Here is a 17,162-nt window from a genome sequence, read left to right on the forward strand (position 1 = left end):
ATGTCGCCCCCCCAGGAGAGTGACACAAGAGAGTTATGCTTTGATGAACCGGGTTGATTGAGCAATCACTAAGCATTAGGGGGAGGGTTGAGCATCAGGGGGAGGGTTGGTCAGTCGCCAATAGTGATGCCAAGTTGGTTTCCCCCAGGTGCGATTGATGCTCACAAAAACTTCCGCCCCGTTAAAAGAGTTATTGTTATGAGTCCCTAGGGCATACTCGGGGAAATCTTTTGCTTGGATGGCGTAATTGTCGGGATCGGCGCTGACTGGAACAAGTACCCAGGACTGTAAACTATTGTTTTCATCGCGCCGTTGCATCCTTGGGAATCCGTCTCTCGCAGGGTCATCTGGCGCTTGGAGATACAACGGATCGGGGCGAGCCGACGATTCATTGTCAAAGGTTTGGATTAAGTAAGTTCCATCGGTCTGCTTGACTAGATTCCACAGGTGTACGATGTTCCCTGTGTTAGTAACAGGACTATGTAGTCTGGCGATCTCGACTCTCCAGGTGTTGTTCAATGTCGCACCATTAGCTCTGAAATAAGCACCCGACACTTGGTGAATTAACATCCAGGTACCGGAACGATCATCTGGGCGTGGCATGGGAATTTCCTCTACTGTAATTTTAACGGTTTTGCCGCCAACGACTTCTCCATCAGCAATGACATCAAGGGAGCCACTAAAGACCTGCTCCTCGTAGGTGGCTTCTACTGTGCCAATCCAGTCAACGTTAAAGCTAATTTCATGGTCTTGATCTCTACTGAGGGGACCATAACCATCGCTAGGTGCGATCGCCACGACAAATGGTGCGGTAGCACCGCTGGCTACCAGACTGACATTGCCGATTGAGGTGATCTGTGCGGCCAATTCAGTTTTGATCGTCTCCACAATCGTATTGGCACTGACATCTTGGACAATTTTGCCACCCGTAGCCTTGGCGATCCTTGTCCCTTGTTCGGGGGTGCCGCCCGGATCGCCGCAGAATGGCTGATACCCTATAGCTTTCTCTTTGGGATCGTCGTCCAGCCCCGCCGGAGCACCAGTGCTGCTCAAACTGAGGGCTAGCACCTTGATCTTTTCTGCCACTAGCTTTTCGGTAACCGATGCCTCGGTGATGTCGTAGGATAGACCGGATATTTGCTGGCATACTGCGTCGTGACCAGCTGCGTCACCAAACCAGACGATAATCCGCCGAGAATCAGCACGCCAACCAATCGTGCCACCTGGTGCTTCGGCAAGCTGATCGAGGGCGTAAAACTGAGCCTCGGGAACGTCTCTACCTCCAGTGACCTCCCAGGTATCGATGGCTGCTTGGATCTCGGCTGTGTTGGCACTCAGGCTATGCTGGTGCAGGAAGGCGTAGGGATGTCTGCCAGAATCTGGAGCCGGAAAATCTTTGTATTCGCCAACCCCGAACTGGACATCGGCTCCTAGTGCTCCAATTTGGGTGAGAACACCCGATATACCAACTTTGACCGCATCGATCGCATCCCTCATGCTACTGGTCGTGTCGGCGAGAAAATAGGCGTCTACTTTCGGGACTATCCCAGATTTCGGGATAGTCACCTTCACCACTTCAGCGAAGGTCTGATCTTTTGACAGAGTCAGATCATTCGTCGCGGGTGAAACCTGAATCGGAATACTCATTAATTGAATATCTCCTTTGCATTTAAGTAAAAATTTTTGCCTTCAACAGGCATAATTTCCAACGGTCGTCTGATCTAGTATTTACCTCCTTTCTTTTACATTGACGATAACAGTTGTTCGCGTTTGACTTCTCCTTAATATAAATAACCATAACGTTAAAATCGCCGTAAATAATTATCTGTCCCAACCTACACCTTTGTCAATACCCAAATCTCAATTATTTTCCAGGGTAAGCGCAAGAAGGAATAAGCATATCCTTATTGATAAAAAGACCGCGTCATTCTCAACAAATTAACTCTATTGCGAGTACAGTTCTACGAGATTATAGGGGTTTCGAGCCACGATCAACCGATATCCAGCCAATGCACATTATGAGCCATTTTTTCTTGCGCTTACCCTGGAGCAGGGAGCAGGGAGAAGAAAATTGAAATTGAAGGTACTTCATCACGTATGATAAACGCGCTAAGTTACCAAGTTAAAAAAGAAATTCTAGAAATATTACTGATTGATAAAAAAAATGATGATGAAGTTGATAAACAACTGAAAAGAAAGTATTAATTTTTAAAATTAGACCCCACCGCTGCACTCAAACGCGATTGGCCTACGGCCAAGCTACGCGAACGCACTAAATTTTCAAGAATATTAAGGAGCGTAGGGGTAGGCTGTGCTCAAAACCGATCAGATTAGCTTTTCATCGGAGGAAAACACTGCCCACCACCAACAAAAAAAGGAAAAAAAAAGTTACTTCTCTAAATCATAACACAATTGATCCCACTGGTGGGCAGTGCTGGCGGACTAATTCAAAAGCTGATCATCGCCAAGGTCAGCACTGCCCACCCTACTCTGCTCTGTGATCTCTGGTGGGCAGTGGTTGTACCCAATTGAAAACCTGATCATCGGCAAAGTAAGCACTGCCCACCCTACATCTCCCGACTCCCGACTCCCGATTCCCGACTCCCGACTCCCAGAATATATTAAAATATGTAAAGAAACTGAAAGGATAAGGGAGAATGCGCTTAGCAATCGTTGGTGCGGGGCTCGCGGGCATGGCCACAGCAGTAGAGTTAGTGGATGCTGGTCATGAGGTGGAAATTTTTGAATCCCGTCCCTTTGTGGGGGGAAAGGTGGGCAGCTGGGTAGATAAGGATGGCAATCACATCGAAATGGGGTTGCATGTCTTCTTTGGCTGCTATTACAACCTGTTTGAGCTGATGAAAAAGGTGGGAGCGTTCCAGTTTCTGCGCCTGAAGGAGCATACTCACACCTTTATTAATAATGATGGACGCAAGGGTGAGCTAGACTTTCGCTTCATTACTGGTGCTCCCTTTAATGGCCTAAAAGCGTTTTTCACCACCTCCCAACTCTCCCTCCAGGATAAGCTGCAAAACTCCATTGCTCTGGGGATTAGCCCTCTGGTGCGTGGCTTGATAGATTTCGATGGCGCAATGAAAACGATTCGTGACCTAGATGCGGTCAGTTTTGCTGATTGGTTTCGCGGTCATGGTGGTTCCGACGGTAGTTTAAAGCGGATGTGGAATCCTATTGCCTATGCTCTGGGTTTCATTGATACCGAGAACATTTCTGCCCGTTGTATGCTAACCATATTCCAGTTATTTGCCGCTAGAACCGAAGCATCGGTACTACGAATGCTGGAAGGCTCTCCTCATGAGTACCTCCATAAACCAATTATTAACTATTTAGAGGAAAGAGGAGCAAAAATCCACACTCGCCGCCAAGTCAGGGAAATTCTATTTACGGAAACCCCAGAGGAAACCCGAGTCACTGGTTTAGTAATTGCCAAAGGGGAAACCGAAGAAACCATTACCGCTGATGCCTATGTCTGTGCCGTTGATGTGCCTGGTGTTCAACGGCTGTTACCGAAATCATGGCGCAAGTGGTCCGATTTCGATAATATCTACAAGCTGGATACGGTACCAGTGGCCACGGTCCAACTACGATTTGATGGCTGGGTCACAGAGCTTCATGATGCCGAGAAACGCCAGCAACTCCAAGAAGCAGCAGGGATGGATAATCTACTGTATACTCCCGATGCTGATTTTTCCTGCTTTGCTGATTTAGCACTGACTAGTCCTGGTGACTATTACAAAGCCGGTGAAGGGTCACTGATGCAGTTGGTACTAACCCCAGGAGACCCATTTATCCGACAAAGTAATGATGCGATCGCAAAACATGTGCTTCACCAAGTCCATAACTTGTTTCCCTCCTCACGAGACTTGACCATGACCTGGTCTAGTGTCGTAAAACTCGCTCAGTCTCTATACCGGGAAGCCCCTGGCATGGACCCCTATCGCCCTAACCAAAAGACCCCAATCCCTAATTTCTTCCTAGCCGGTAGCTATACCCAACAAGACTATATCGATAGTATGGAAGGAGCTACCCTATCCGGGCGTCGTGCTGCTAAGGCGATTGAGTCTTTGGTTAGTTGAACTAGGTAATAGGTAATAGGTAATAGGTAATAGGTAATAGGTAATAGGGAAAGAGTGGGAGTTTGGGGAGATGGGGAGATGGGGAGATGGGGAGATGGGCAATACTGGCTGGATTTTGGATAAATCCCCCCAATCCCCGTCGGGATACCCCTCCCGTCCCCCGCGCGGAAGGGGGAAGCTAGAAGAGCCATAGCCTTTTTGTTCATGGGCAGGGGCTATTATTCCCCCCTTTCTAAGGGGGGTTAGGGGGGATCTCCACCTCACTGCATCGCTTTTATGATATTGTTGCGGTCAATTCTTGTTTCTTTTGCCTCTTGCCTTTTGCCTCTTGCCTTTTGCCTAACAACTGCAGCGAAGTCAAAAATAATACTTTAAGAACCCATTAAACCCCATGTCTGATTGGCTGGAACATAGTGTACAAGTTGAAGTAGAAGTTCCCATTGAGTTAGCGTGGGATCTTTGGTCAGATTTAGAGCAAATGCCCCGGTGGATGAAGTGGATTGACTCAGTGGAAGTGCTAAAAGAGGATCCTGACTTATCCCGGTGGAAACTTGCTAGTACAGGTTTTGAGTTTAGCTGGCTCTCTCGTATTGTGAAATTAGTCCCACATCAGATTATTCAGTGGGAATCAGTAGATGGTTTGCCCAATCGAGGTGCAGTCCGCTTCTACGACCGTAACGGTAGCAGTATTGTTAAGCTGACCATCGCTTACGACATTCCCGGCATTATTGGTCAGTTAATGGATAACTTATTCTTAGGTAATATAGTTGAATCTACTATCCAGGCAGATTTAGAACGATTCCGGGATTATGCCTTGAAGGTGAAAAGGTAGTAATGGGGAGATGGGGAGAAACGGGAGATGGGGAGATGGGGAGTGTGGGGAGATGGGGAGAAACGGGAGATGGGGAGAAACGGGAGATGGGGAGATGGGGAGAAACGGGAGATTTTTATCAATAGTAATGATTAGGAGACAGAGTTTTTCATAATTATAAGGTACACAGGATTTTTTCCCTATTCCCTATTCCCTATTCCCTGTTCCCTATTCCCTATTCCCTGTTCCCTGTTCCCTGTTCCCTGTTCCCTGTTCCCTGTTCCCTAAAACCCAGGAATCTGTACCTCACCCAAGTTAAAATTACTCTTCAAGTTTCCCCAGCATGGTACGAACTACGAACCAAAGGACCGGAACGAACATGGGCAAATCCCATATCCCGCGCGATCGCACCTAGCTCATCAAACTCTTCCGGTGTCCAGTATTTTTGTACCGGCAGATGTTGGAGAGAGGGACGCATATATTGACCGAGGGTGATGCGATCGCATCCAATTTTACCTAAATCGGCCATCGCCTCTATTACTTCTGCTTTGGTTTCCCCATGGCCCAACATTAATCCGGACTTAGTGGGAATGGCGGGATTGAGTTGTTTGACAATGCTGAGCACATCTAGCGATCGCTGATATTGTGCTCCCCGGCGCACCTTGCCCTGTAAGCGCTGCACTGTTTCAATATTGTGGTTGTAACAGGCTGGCTTGGCCTCCACCACCGTGGCTATCCGTTGCTGTTGCAACTCTGCTGAGGTTTGATCCTGCTCACCTTTACCCCCCCAGAAATCTGCGGTTAGCACTTCTATCTCAGTACCTGGATTGAGTTGGCGGATCGCATCCATGGTAGCGACAAACCAACCGGCACCCTGGTCTGGCAAATCATCCCGAGCCACAGAGGTCAGCACCACATACCGCAACCCCAACAACTGTACCGATTCCGCCACTTTCTGCGGCTCCTCTGGGTCAAGGGCCATGGGAGCATGACCTTTATCTACTTGACAAAATGCACAAGACCGTGTACACGTCGGTCCCATCAACAAAAATGTAGCGGTTTTCTGAGAATAGCACTCACCTCGGTTCGGGCAACGTCCCTCTTCACAAATGGTGTGAATCTGCCGTTGTTTAATAATCCGCTGCACCGTTGAGATGTCACTAGCATTACCAATCGGACGTCGCAACCAAGACGGGAGTGCAGTAATTTCTGAACGCCATTGTTTTTGTGTAGTCATGGGGAGTCGAGAGTGTGGGGAGATGGGGAGATGGGGAGATGGGGAGATGGGGAGATGGGGAGATAGGGAGATGTAATAAGTAGTTGCTGATCGATAAGAAGGTATTTTTGAAATGATTATTCTGGCATAACCAGCTATTATAGCGTTTCTAGGATTTATGAGGTACGCTTTTCAAACTCAAAGTCCCCCTTATTAAGGGGGATAATGGGGGATCTCTTTGTACCTCATGGCATAGCGATGCAGCGCGGTCTTGGGGAGGCAGCGCGGTCTTGGGGGTCTCCCCCATGAGCGACTGCCGTGGTTTCCCCCATGAGCGACTGCATCAAGACAGAGAATTGCTATATACAGTATTTTTCAATCCTATCAGGTAAACAGGATTTTTGGTGTTGCTTATTATTGGAATAATTTTGGCGTTGCTGAATTAAGGAATGAAGGGCGATTATCTGATTTTATTGCAGCCCCCGTTGGTCCCCCAACTTTGATACTGCTGGCGAATTTAACATTTAGAAATATCAGCCGGGAGACAGAAGTCTTTGTAGCCCCCCAACCCCCAATTTTGGGGGAGCATGAACTTAAAGTTCCCCATCTGCCACCCTTGTGTAAACAAATATTGATTTCGCCAGCAGTATCAACTTTGCGGTGCGACCCAAGGGCGATTTACTCGCCCATTGGAAAGCGCACCGAGAGGGACTTTGATAGTTTTGTTCCCCCCAGAATTGGGGGGCTAGGGGGGCGTGCGCCATACTCAGAATCAGCAACGCCCTTACCTCTTACCTGCTCCCCACTCCCGATTCCCGATTCCCGACTCCCGATTCCCCTCTTTAAACAGAAAACCCCAATAGCTGGGGTTTCTCTATCAGAATCAAATGTGTCAAAAAAGTCTCAGAGCGGGCAAGGGTCGGGCGAACAGCTTACCGTGCCAGGTAACCGAAGACCCCGAAGTCGCTCGGGTTTCCCGCAAATTTATCGCAGCCAATCGACCGCCCACCACCGATAAAAAAGACTTTTGAGATAATTAGCCATTTCTGTGATAGAGTGAGTACTACTCGTCCCCGTCCCCCGCAAAAGGATAACATTTCCATACTCCCCCCTGAGATGGGGTGATTGACCCCCCGGAACGCACCCAGCCCTCATCCAGGGTAGTTTCTTCCAAGCCAGGGATGGGCTTAGCGGTAGTGGAACGTACGATCGGGGATTTTTGCTTTGGCAATAAATTCTTTTTGCCCATAACAGCCACTCTGCATAAAGATCTTCTGTGGTCAACAATACCATCGGGTCTGGGGGTCGAGTCAAGTTGGCTTTACAATTATTAAGAATTGAGAATTAAGAATTAAGAATTGAGAATTAAGAATTAAGAATTAAGAATTAAGAATTGAGAATTAAGAATTGATTCGATTCGGTTAGGATTTTTTCTTTCACAACCTTCACCATTACCGTAGCTAGAATATCACTATATCTTGATCACTACCCTAAATTATATATAGCAATTCTGTTTCCCATGAGGTACAAAGAGATCCCCCTAAATCCCCCTTAACAAGGGGGACTTTGAGCTTGATAAATATACCTCATACATGCAATCAACGCTATATAAATTCTTAATTATTCATTCTCAATTCTCAATTCTCAATTCTACTTGGTGGTGCGTTACGGTGCGGGCTATCCTAATACTGGCTACGAAGTGGAAAATTAGGGCAAGCCCGCCCCTAACGCACCCTACATTCTCAATTCTACATTCTACATTCTTCATTCTCAATTCTTCATTCTTAATTATCCTTTTGCCCGACGATACCAACCCACAATCCGGTGAGGAGAAACGCCCAAATGATAAGCAACGATCACCATTTGGTTAATTAATGTAGTTTTCACAACCCCTAAGGTCTGCCAGCGGCGTCCTGATGTTAAGACAGGTTGATTAAGGATAGTTATTTTACCTAGGTGGCGGAGGCGTCGCATCAAGTCAAAATCTTCCATAATCGGTAGATTCAGAAAACCACCGAGGTCTGTAAACACCTTAGTCTTGATAAAGATAGCTTGATCACCGTAGGGCAGGGAGCAAAAACGCGATCGCAAATTCACCATCCACTCAATCAGCCTTACCCCCCGCAGGTTAGCATCAATGGCTAATTCAAAAGCACCAGCCACGGTGTCATAGTCTTGTAACCCTTGGCGAACTAAGGTATCAAATCCTGTTGGTAAACGGGTATCAGCGTGGAGAAACAGCAGAATATCTCCCGTAGCCACCGCAGCACCAGCATTCATTTGACTAGCGCGACCGGTACCAGCAGCTATAATCTTAGCACCAAGTGATTGTGCGATCGCAACGGTTTCATCGTAACTGTCCCCATCTACCACAATCACTTCCACATTAGACGCTTCCCTAACCGTAGCCAAAGTATCAGCTATGTGACTAGCCTCATTGAGAACCGGGATGATAATTGAAATTTTTACTATCACGCAACAGCTTTAGGATTGTTTCTGACAAACTAGCATCCTTGAGTAGGAAATAACCAATTCTTCCTTAATTTCTATCCATATCTAGACATTTATTATCTTATAGCGATACAATAAAAGATAAACAGTGCGTAGGGTGCGTTAGGGGCGGGCTTGCCCTCATGTTCAACCTCGTAGCCAGGGTTCTCAGAGCCCGCCCCGTAACGCACCACTAGGTCAAACTCAATTCAAACTCAATTCAAATAAGGTGATAAATCCAACATGTCAGGGTTAACCATTAGTATTGGAGAAGCAGCCAGTGAGCTAGGGGTCTCAGTTAAAACCTTAAGGAGGTGGGCAGACGCAGGAAAAATTAGGTCACAACGTTCTCCCAGTGGGCATCGGCGATTTTATGTAGCCGATATCAAACACATTACACCACGGAATGTCGGTCAGATCGATGATCGCATAACCATTAACTATGCCCGTGTTTCAGATCAAGACCAAAAAGAAGATTTAGTCAAGCAAATCAAGATTTTAGAGTCTTTTAGTACTGCTAATGGTTGGCAGTATGAAACAATTCAAGATTCAGGTGCCGGAATCAATTCCCAAAATAAAGGCTTACAAAAACTGCTTAAGCGCATCATGCAGGGGAATGTTGGCAGAGTTGTCATTACTCACAAAGATAGGCTGCTTAGAGTTAGCGCTGAATTAGTCTTTGCGATGTGTGAAGAATTCAAGACAGAAGTAATAATTATCAACAAGTCATCAGAAGACATCAGCCTTGAACACGAATTAGTTACAGACATGATGGAGCTGATTACAATCTTTTCAGAAAAACTCAATAGTGCTAAAAGTTCCAAAATGTAAGCTATCAGCTATATTGTTTTTATTTGGGTTATGAATATAGGATTGAAGGGAACAGGGAACAGGGAACAGGGAACAGGGAACAGGGAACAGTGATGATATTTGTCGCTTTCAGTACTGAAATTAATTGTTATCACTGCCGTTATTAAGTTTTTTTTGTACTGCTGCAAGATCTCATATAAACAGGATTTTTTCCCAATTCCCGATTCCCAATTCCCAGATCCGCTGTGGGTGCATCTCATTTTTGCTGTTTGACTCGGTGGTGCGTTACGGGGTGGGCTATTTCAATGGTGGCGAAGAGGCATAAAATCAGGGCGAGCCCACCCCTAACGCACCCTACGCAAAATTTACTAAATTCTAACTTCCCGATTCCCGATTCCCGATTCCCTACTCCCTACTCCCTACTCCCTACTCCCTACTCCCTACTCCCTACTCCCATCAAATTTGATACTACCCATAAATCCTCTGGCCGGTCAACATCAGTAAGCTCGGAAAGCATCGCCATAGTTAGGTTAAGACTCTTAGCAATATCCACCGTTTGCTGCAAAACCTCAGATGTTCCCCAACTCACTCCGACAAACAACTCTGGAATCAATCGACCTAGACCAACCAGATAGTAGCCGCCATCCTTAGCTGGTCCAAGTACTAAATCATGATTGTCTAAAGCCTCAAATGCCTGATTCATCACCGAACTATTCAAATCGGGGCAATCAATACCAATGATCACAACTTTGGTAATGCTTTCCGCAAACGATAACTCAAACGCCGAAGTGATTCGCTTGCCCAAATCCCCATCACTCTGAGGTTTATAGACCAGATTGGAGCCTAACCAATTCTGCATTAGCTGTTGATTACCACCAGCAAAATGGATTTCTACAGACACAGGGCGACCAGTTATTAATTCCTTGACCTGGGCAACAGTGTGTTCAGTCATCCGACGTTGAAGGGTTGCCGCACCATCCGCTCCTAGAGCTGGTATCATCCGGGTTTTAGTCTTTCCTGGCTCTGGATAGCGGCTGAAAATAATTAGGCGTTCTGTCAGTATCATTATCTAAAGGGAACAGGGAACAGGGAATAGGGAATAGGGAATAGGGAGTAGGGAGTAGGGAGTAGGGAATCGGGATTAGGGGAGAATAATTATAACAATTACTACAGCAGTTGTTATATATAATTTATAATGCTATCACGAAAAATAATCTTATTTTGTCATAACAGTAAAAACTCCTTGGAGCTCTTGACTACTGTTCCCTGTTCCCTGTTCCCTGTTCCCTCAAACCCATAAATTTGTCCCTCATGAGTTTAAGAATTGCTATATAGCTTACATGCCTATTTTTTCCAAAACTTCTTGGGCAAGAGACCTAAATTCTTCTGAAGCCATAGAATAGGGCTTATAATCCAAAACAGACACTGGAGACGGTATATCTTGATTGTCTACTTTTTCAACTTGTTCAGCACATTTTGCCAAATCATCTCGATCGAAAATAACACTCTTCATCACATCAAAGCCATATCGATCGGAAATTGCTTGTATCCGTTTTGGCAAGGTATGTTGTATGAACATGTTATTGGTTGCTATTTTAGAAGGCAACACTCCCAAGACTTCAAGTGGCGGTTTAATGTTGATTTGTTTTCGATAGCCATTAATAGCTCTGATAAAATCTTGTACATTCAGTAAGCCTTGATTAGAAAAAGGCTTGAGGTCTGAAGGGATGATTAAATAGTCAGCAGTGATTAAAGCAATTCTAGCATATAAATTCCAAGAAGGCGGAGTATCAAGAATTACCACATCATAGTAAGTTTTAACATCCTCTAGTTTATCCATCAGCATTAGGAAGCTAAAATCAAGCTGATTCATATCAAGCTCATATTTCATGAGATCGATGTGGGCAGGAACCACATCAATTTCTGGATTGCTGAATTCAGATTTTCTAGCTACTTCCGAGATTGAGAAGAATTCCTCAGATTGCAAAACATGGAGAATATTACAATCTTTGATATCATCAAATGCTTCGTCATGAAATTTAACCAGTCCGGTAGCAAAGGTAGCATTCGCTTGGCTATCAAGATCGATCACAAGCACTTTTTTGCGGTTTTTTCGGATAGCGGCCCCTAGGTTAACCACCGTCGTGGTTTTTCCGACGCCGCCTTTGTTATGGTATACTGCAATGACCTTCACGTTATTTTACCTCTTTCTTTTTGTCAAAACTGGGATACACCATTTCTATAGTCAATATGAAAGGCGGTGTTGGCAAGACTACCACCACCGTCAACCTTGCTACCTGTCTTGCCAAAGATTATGGCATGCGAGTATTAATCGTTGATCTCGATACCCAGATTAATGCTACCCTAAGCCTGATGCCTCCAGTGCAATTTGCTAAACTCAAGAAGGAAGACCGAACCTTAAAAAAAATAATTAATCAAGTCATTCAGTCACCCACTCAGGCATATATTCCCATTGAACAAGCGATTCAGCGCAATATTTGTCGAGTCGATGGACTAGATTTATTGCCAGGGGATATCGAAACCTACAATGATTTTCTATTGGCTGCATTGCTGTTTTCTCAGTCAAAGGATAATCCTCAAGAGTTTGAAAACAACTGGAATCAGCTAGAAAATTATTTAATTAAGCGTGCCCTTGAGCCAGTTCAACAAACCTACGATTTTATTCTATTGGATTTCCCCCCAAGTGAGAATATTATCACTCGTAGTGGAATTATTGCTAGTGATTTTTATCTGATTCCTGCCAAAGCAGAACCGTTATCAGTGGTTGGGATTGGCATCCTGGAAGAAGGTCAGATCAAAAAGCTCGTACAAAGCGATCGCTCTGGGATAACCCTGATTGGCATTCTGTTTTTCTCCCTTGGTCACGCCACCAATATGGCTACACAAGTCAAAAACCGATTGACTGATAATTTTGGGAAAGACAAAATTTTTAGTATAGAAATTCCCAGGAATGTTGCGGTTGCCAAAGCTGTGGATGAGTTTCGACCTGTGGTCATCAATGAACCCCAAGCAACTGGAGCCAAAGCCTTTACTCAATTCACTCAAGAATTTATCCAAAAATTATCGAATATTATAACAAATAAATCTAAGAAATAGTTGAGAACAAGGGTGGAATCGGGAATCGGGAATCGGGAATCGGGAATCGGGAATCGGGAGTCGGGAGTCGGGAGTCGGGAATCGGGGATAAGAGTGTGGGGAGTGTGGGAAGTGTGGGAGGTGTTGGGAGTACGTAGGGTGCGTTAGGGGCGGGCTTGAAATGATTTTCCGCCTGTTCGCACCTTGTTAGGTTGCTGCCCGTAACGCACCACCAGGTCAAACGACATTTTTGCTGATTTTTGATGAAATTGGGAATTTAGGAGCAAGGCCAAAATCATGATTAAATCTTGGATGGTAATTGCAGCGGTAACCCTGCTAGTAGCATTCGCTGGTAACTTAATCACCAGACCCGAAGGAGTCAGATGGTTCTATCGCTTACGTCGTCCGCAATGGCTCACCTTCGAGAGAGCAATTCCCCTGATCTGGATAACTATCTTTATTTGCGGTGGTTGGTCAGCGTATATAGTTTGGGAAAATGACCCAGGTAGCCGAAGCACCTGGTTGCTCATGGGTTTATATCTACTACTAGAAATCATCACCATGGCTTATACACCAGTCATGTTCCTGTTTCGTAGCCTCACCGTTGGCACCATTATTGGTGGCACAGGTGCCTTATTAAGTATTATCCTGGCTTTACTGATTTATCCTGTATCTCTCGTAGCGTTCTTGCTGCTACTTCCCTACATGATTTGGAGTCCGATTGGTACCTACACTACTTGGGAAATGAGGCGACTTAATCCAGGAGCAGCTTAATTTTATTTAACCGGAGCTTGTCGGGTGGGCAAAAAGCGATGCAGCAAGGGAACAGGGGGTTTCCCCCACTCGCGCTTTGCATCAAGACACAGTTTGGTTAAAATGATTATTATAGAAAAGATAACTTTGCCCACCTTACTTTAATTGGGATTTTTTTTACACGTTGGGAAATGAGGCGACTTAGCTTGTAGGGTGGGCAAAAAGCGATGCAGCAAGGGAACAGGGGGTTCCCCCCATGAGCGACTGCCGTGGTTTCCCCCACTCGCGCTTTGCATCAAGACACAGTTTGGTTAAAATGATTATTATAGAAAAGATAACTTTGCCTACCCTACTTTAATTGGGATTTTTTTTTACACGCAAGTTTCTTAATTTTATTTTCCTAGAGATCAGTAATCATCGGTTCCATAAACAGTTTTCCCATCAGGCATAACAGCAAATTGTAAATCAGCGCCCTTTAGATTAGTGCCCTTCAATACTGCATCTTGCAAATTGGCGTAACGCAAATTCGCTTTATAAAGGTTAGCACCAGTGAGATTAGTCTCCCTCAAAATTGCACCATAAATACTAGCATGACTCAAGTCAGCATGCTCCATATTAGCACCAGTCAAGTCAGCTTCTCGAAGCTCAGTACGATTAAGAATAGCAGCGCTTAAATCAGCATTAGCCAATCGGATATTGAGGAGATTAGCATCACTAAGATCAGCACCTTTTAAGTTAGTATCTTTAAAATCAGCGCCATCTAAGTCAGCAGAGGTTAACTTGGCGTTTTCTAAACGAGCACCAATTAGTTTGGCATCTTTGAGTTTAGCATTCTCTAGGTTACTATCGGATAAGTTAGCTTGGCTAAAGTCAGCTCGGCTAAAGTCAACTCCACTTAAGTCAAGTCCACTCAAATCAAAACCGATGAGATCACACTCTACACAGGTCTTGGTTTTTAACATTAACTCAAGCACTTTTGTTTTGGCTTGTTGATGTTGAATTCTCTTACTAGAGTTATCATTAGTTTTTAGGGATATGCTGACCTGTTCCGCAGATGATAGATGAAGAGCAATTGGTATAGTTGCCCCGAAGATAGCAGTAATGATTAAAGGTAGTTTAATGTTCATCACCAAAAGCTTGCCCAGATTGACCTGAGAGTAGCCCTCTACTTAGATAGATACAAGATATTTTTCGCCCCTACCGGAATAAAAGTTTAAACTTTTGTATATAGCTGCTTCAGCTGTTGGCTGTAGTAAGAGGAGAGGCTTTGCCAGAACGGACCGATAATAGAGCTAGTTTGCCGTTTGCTTGCCCTCACCCTCTGCTCCCTGGTTAAACTATAGGGTGTAGCCTAGAAAAAAAATAGTTACTTAAAAAATTTCTCTGATTATAGCATGACATGGCACGAGAGCGTAAAAATTGGAATCAGGCTATGCTGCTAAAAGCTGCCATCATAGATGACAGCCTGGCCAACTAGATGGCAGTTAGATTAACTCTTAAAAGTTACCCACCAAAGCGCGGAATTTAAGGATTAAGGAAGTTCCATTATGTTAGTTTGTCCCCAGTGTCAGTTCGAGAACCCAAATACCAACAAGTTTTGTCAACGATGTGGAACTTCCCTAACCGATAAAAGTTGTCATGAATGCGCTACCCAAGTGCCCCTAAATGCTGAAAATTGTCACAACTGCGGTGCCTTCACAGGAACGGTTTGGAGGGCTATTATTTCTAAGCAGCAAAATTCGCCAACGTCCCCGCAGGATTCTCCTCAAACCCCGGTTGAGGTGTCAGACTCCTCAGCTGAGCAGGCTACCCCAGTAGCAGTGTCACAACCACAGTCTGACCAGACCGAGAGGGCACTAACCCAGGCAGAATCATCCCTAGAAACAACACAAGAGTGGCTAACTGCATCGGATACTATACTAATTGAGTCAGGGGATGATGCTACCTTATCCCAAGCATCAACACTGTTGGCTGATGAAGCATCAATAAACAACAGCAGTGGCTCAGATCAAGTGGAACTAGAATCTGGGCAGGAGCCATTACTAGAGATTACGCCAATACAGGAGAAACCTCAATCTATTGAAGCTTCGACCTGGTCAATTCCTAATCTCGAAAACCCAACTTCTCAGACAGCAACAATTGTCTATCTAGACCAGGGTAAGCGTTACAGAGTACTAGAACCTGATAAAATCAGATATCAGATAGAGGAAAGTAAGACAACAGACTATAGTATCTTTGTAACAGTTTTGGACTGCCAACCGTTACAAAAGTCTCCCCTAGAAGCTCTGATTACTCAAACAAAATTGTCTCCAGAGAAATTTGATCTATCGACAACTCTAGAGCAGCCAAAACCTTCCCCGAAAGAAAACGTAGACGTTTGGAAAGTCCTAGATATCCCACAAAGTGCTAAACCCTATTTGGCTCTTAAGGACTTATGTTACCCTAGCGTGCCAGAAATTCATGATGTTTGGCAGCAAAATGGTAAGGTGATAATCCTGCTAGAAAACCGTTCAGAATGGCAGTTACTGAGTAATTTGTGGGGTTCTGAAGAGTTTTCTAAACTGCAAATTTTATACTGGCTCGATGAAATGGCAAAGCTTTGGCAAGCTCTAGAGCCTTGGCATTGTCGTCAGAGTTTGTTGGAACTGACGAATCTCCGGGTGGATGAAGACCAAGCACTAGGTTTGGAGCGTCTCTATCTCGAAAGGGAGGAAAATCCCCTAACCCTAGAGGATTTGGGACAACTGTGGCAACGATTATTTAACCAGTCCCAGCGAACCCAATTTACCTCCTTGTCAACGGTTGTCCGGCAGTTGTGTACTAAAGAAATTGAAACTATTGAGGAATTGCGATCGCATCTGCAAGGGATTGCTGACGAACAAGAATATGACCTATACGACTCCGGTATGCAATTAACTGAGGCTGTACTCTCAGAAATGGCAAGGGCAGACACTGAACCTCCTGATAGCGAAGAATTATTATCTGATCTATCCGCAAAAGAGCAACAAGGGGATGAAATGCCAACGGTACTGTTGCCCATGAGCTTGCAGAGTCTTGATGATCTCGGTATTACAGACATTGGTCATCAAAGAGATCATAATGAGGATTGTTTTGGCATCCAGACCCAAGTCAAAAAGCAGGAAAATCCTATTGGTCGAACTATACAAGGTCGTGGTTTATATATTCTCTGCGATGGCATGGGAGGGCATGCGGCTGGGGAAGTAGCCAGTTCTATGGCAGTAGAGGTACTCCAGAATTACTTTAAAGAAAATTGGCAAGACCAGTTTCCCACAGAAGATAGTCTCAGGAAATCCGTCTATGTAACAAATCAAGCGATTTTCGATATCAACCAAGAAAATGCTCGCTCTGGCAGTGGTCGAATGGGTACGACTCTAGTCATGATGTTGATTGAAAATACCAAGGTAGGGATTGTCCATGTCGGAGATAGTCGGGTCTATCGGCTAACTCGGAAACGAGGCTTAGAGCAAATCACTATAGACCACGAGGTGGGTCAACGAGAAATCCAGCACGGAGTAGATCCAGAGCTCGCTTACTCTCGCCCTGATGCCTATCAACTAACTCAAGCCCTTGGACCGCGTAGTGAGCAATTCCTAAATCCCGATGTGCAATTCATAGATATCGCAGAAGATAGTATATTCTTACTTTGTTCTGATGGTTTGTCAGATAATGACCTGTTGGAAAATCACTGGCAAACTCACTTAGCACCTTTACTCAGTTCCCGAGCTAGCCTCGATCAGGGTCTGGCTAACTTGATTGAGCTGGCAAATGAGCATAATGGTCACGACAACATTACACTAATCCTAGTTCGCGTGAAGGTGCGACCAAACTTGGCTCAACCAAGATTAAATTAGGTCATTAGTTGTTTGTCATG

The 17,162-nt window shown here is 45.0% G+C and carries 21 protein-coding genes; 10 read left to right on the forward strand and 11 right to left on the reverse strand.

The features are described 5' to 3' along the window. Positions 1 to 75: 75 nt before the first annotated feature. Together BJP34_RS05880 and BJP34_RS45435 are read right to left on the reverse strand one after the other, a co-directional pair. Positions 76 to 1,647 carry a hypothetical protein gene (locus BJP34_RS05880; protein ID WP_070391535.1) on the reverse strand — a complete coding sequence of 524 codons (1,572 nt, stop codon included), beginning with the start codon at positions 1,645 to 1,647 and terminating at the stop codon, positions 76 to 78. A gap of 838 nt (positions 1,648 to 2,485) precedes the next feature. Continuing rightward, positions 2,486 to 2,701: a hypothetical protein gene (locus tag BJP34_RS45435; RefSeq protein ID WP_229424514.1), complete on the reverse strand. Its 216-nt coding sequence runs from the start codon at positions 2,699 to 2,701 to the stop codon at positions 2,486 to 2,488. On the opposite strand from BJP34_RS45435, the gene zds reads away from it, so the two are divergent. From zds to BJP34_RS48465, 4 genes are all read left to right on the forward strand, one after another. Beyond that, entirely contained in the window at positions 2,658 to 4,094 is a 1,437-nt protein-coding gene (zds, locus tag BJP34_RS05885) for a 9,9'-di-cis-zeta-carotene desaturase (RefSeq protein ID WP_070391536.1), read from the forward strand. The two genes, BJP34_RS45435 and zds, sit on opposite strands and share 44 nt — an antisense overlap. Positions 4,095 to 4,164: 70 nt before the next feature. Then, positions 4,165 to 4,287, forward strand: a complete 123-nt coding sequence (locus BJP34_RS48460; protein WP_267876495.1) for a hypothetical protein — start codon at positions 4,165 to 4,167, stop codon at positions 4,285 to 4,287. A gap of 198 nt (positions 4,288 to 4,485) precedes the next feature. Beyond that, the gene (locus BJP34_RS05890; RefSeq protein ID WP_070391537.1) at positions 4,486 to 4,926 is read left to right on the forward strand and encodes an SRPBCC family protein; all 441 of its coding nucleotides are present in this window, start codon (positions 4,486 to 4,488) and stop codon (positions 4,924 to 4,926) included. A 2-nt stretch (positions 4,927 to 4,928) separates the two neighbouring features. Beyond that, the gene (locus BJP34_RS48465; RefSeq protein WP_267876496.1) at positions 4,929 to 5,051 is read left to right on the forward strand and encodes a hypothetical protein; all 123 of its coding nucleotides are present in this window, start codon (positions 4,929 to 4,931) and stop codon (positions 5,049 to 5,051) included. A gap of 182 nt (positions 5,052 to 5,233) precedes the next feature. Here the strand turns inward: BJP34_RS48465 and lipA are convergent, their stop codons facing one another. After that, the gene (lipA, locus tag BJP34_RS05895; protein ID WP_229424263.1) at positions 5,234 to 6,091 is read right to left on the reverse strand and encodes a lipoyl synthase; all 858 of its coding nucleotides are present in this window, start codon (positions 6,089 to 6,091) and stop codon (positions 5,234 to 5,236) included. Here lipA and BJP34_RS47095 point away from each other — a divergent pair. Both BJP34_RS47095 and BJP34_RS42530 read left to right on the forward strand, forming a co-directional pair. Then, on the forward strand, positions 6,060 to 6,218 hold the full coding sequence (locus BJP34_RS47095; protein ID WP_229424264.1) for a hypothetical protein: 159 nt from the start codon (positions 6,060 to 6,062) through the stop codon (positions 6,216 to 6,218). The two genes, lipA and BJP34_RS47095, sit on opposite strands and share 32 nt — an antisense overlap. Before the next feature lie 790 nt (positions 6,219 to 7,008). Beyond that, on the forward strand, positions 7,009 to 7,152 hold the full coding sequence (locus BJP34_RS42530) for a hypothetical protein (RefSeq protein WP_158517036.1): 144 nt from the start codon (positions 7,009 to 7,011) through the stop codon (positions 7,150 to 7,152). 32 nt (positions 7,153 to 7,184) lie between these two features. On the opposite strand, the gene BJP34_RS05900 is transcribed toward BJP34_RS42530, so the two are convergent. Next, on the reverse strand, positions 7,185 to 7,370 hold the full coding sequence (locus BJP34_RS05900) for a cyanobactin class RiPP (protein ID WP_070391539.1): 186 nt from the start codon (positions 7,368 to 7,370) through the stop codon (positions 7,185 to 7,187). Positions 7,371 to 7,909: 539 nt separating this feature from the next. Then, positions 7,910 to 8,596, reverse strand: coding sequence for a TIGR04283 family arsenosugar biosynthesis glycosyltransferase (locus BJP34_RS05905; protein ID WP_070391540.1), 687 nt, complete (start codon positions 8,594 to 8,596; stop codon positions 7,910 to 7,912). A gap of 258 nt (positions 8,597 to 8,854) precedes the next feature. Here BJP34_RS05905 and BJP34_RS05910 point away from each other — a divergent pair, with 258 nt between their 5' ends. After that, on the forward strand, positions 8,855 to 9,442 hold the full coding sequence (locus BJP34_RS05910; RefSeq protein WP_070391541.1) for an IS607 family transposase: 588 nt from the start codon (positions 8,855 to 8,857) through the stop codon (positions 9,440 to 9,442). Between the two features lie 8 nt (positions 9,443 to 9,450). Here BJP34_RS05910 and BJP34_RS38840 read toward each other — a convergent pair whose 3' ends face one another. The 3 genes from BJP34_RS38840 to BJP34_RS05920 all read right to left on the reverse strand — a co-directional run bounded on the left by BJP34_RS38840 (position 9,451) and on the right by BJP34_RS05920 (position 11,615). Next, a complete protein-coding gene (locus BJP34_RS38840; protein ID WP_149030823.1) occupies positions 9,451 to 9,681 on the reverse strand; it encodes a hypothetical protein in 231 nt (76 codons plus the stop codon). A 173-nt stretch (positions 9,682 to 9,854) separates the two neighbouring features. Continuing rightward, positions 9,855 to 10,487 carry a TIGR04282 family arsenosugar biosynthesis glycosyltransferase gene (locus tag BJP34_RS05915; RefSeq protein WP_149030824.1) on the reverse strand — a complete coding sequence of 211 codons (633 nt, stop codon included), beginning with the start codon at positions 10,485 to 10,487 and terminating at the stop codon, positions 9,855 to 9,857. Between the two features lie 270 nt (positions 10,488 to 10,757). Continuing rightward, positions 10,758 to 11,615 carry a ParA family protein gene (locus tag BJP34_RS05920; protein WP_070391543.1) on the reverse strand — a complete coding sequence of 286 codons (858 nt, stop codon included), beginning with the start codon at positions 11,613 to 11,615 and terminating at the stop codon, positions 10,758 to 10,760. A gap of 20 nt (positions 11,616 to 11,635) precedes the next feature. Here BJP34_RS05920 and BJP34_RS05925 point away from each other — a divergent pair, with 20 nt between their 5' ends. Then, the gene (locus BJP34_RS05925) at positions 11,636 to 12,538 is read left to right on the forward strand and encodes a ParA family protein (RefSeq protein WP_324611024.1); all 903 of its coding nucleotides are present in this window, start codon (positions 11,636 to 11,638) and stop codon (positions 12,536 to 12,538) included. On the opposite strand, the gene BJP34_RS42535 is transcribed toward BJP34_RS05925, so the two are convergent. After that, complete coding sequence (locus BJP34_RS42535) at positions 12,528 to 12,758, reverse strand: hypothetical protein (protein WP_158517037.1); 231 nt, start codon at positions 12,756 to 12,758, stop codon at positions 12,528 to 12,530. The genes BJP34_RS05925 and BJP34_RS42535 overlap by 11 nt on opposite strands. Before the next feature lie 56 nt (positions 12,759 to 12,814). On the opposite strand from BJP34_RS42535, the gene BJP34_RS05930 reads away from it, so the two are divergent. Continuing rightward, on the forward strand, positions 12,815 to 13,291 hold the full coding sequence (locus BJP34_RS05930) for a TspO/MBR family protein (protein WP_070391544.1): 477 nt from the start codon (positions 12,815 to 12,817) through the stop codon (positions 13,289 to 13,291). A gap of 140 nt (positions 13,292 to 13,431) precedes the next feature. Here BJP34_RS05930 and BJP34_RS48470 read toward each other — a convergent pair whose 3' ends face one another. Together BJP34_RS48470 and BJP34_RS05935 are read right to left on the reverse strand one after the other, a co-directional pair. Further along, complete coding sequence (locus tag BJP34_RS48470) at positions 13,432 to 13,566, reverse strand: hypothetical protein (RefSeq protein ID WP_267876497.1); 135 nt, start codon at positions 13,564 to 13,566, stop codon at positions 13,432 to 13,434. 111 nt (positions 13,567 to 13,677) lie between these two features. Beyond that, entirely contained in the window at positions 13,678 to 14,397 is a 720-nt protein-coding gene (locus BJP34_RS05935; RefSeq protein WP_070391545.1) for a pentapeptide repeat-containing protein, read from the reverse strand. Between the two features lie 420 nt (positions 14,398 to 14,817). On the opposite strand from BJP34_RS05935, the gene BJP34_RS05940 reads away from it, so the two are divergent. Beyond that, a complete protein-coding gene (locus BJP34_RS05940) occupies positions 14,818 to 17,142 on the forward strand; it encodes a serine/threonine phosphatase (RefSeq protein WP_070391546.1) in 2,325 nt (774 codons plus the stop codon). Positions 17,143 to 17,162 lie beyond the last annotated feature (20 nt).

Source organism: Moorena producens PAL-8-15-08-1 (genome assembly GCF_001767235.1).
Classification (GTDB): domain Bacteria; phylum Cyanobacteriota; class Cyanobacteriia; order Cyanobacteriales; family Coleofasciculaceae; genus Moorena; species Moorena producens_A.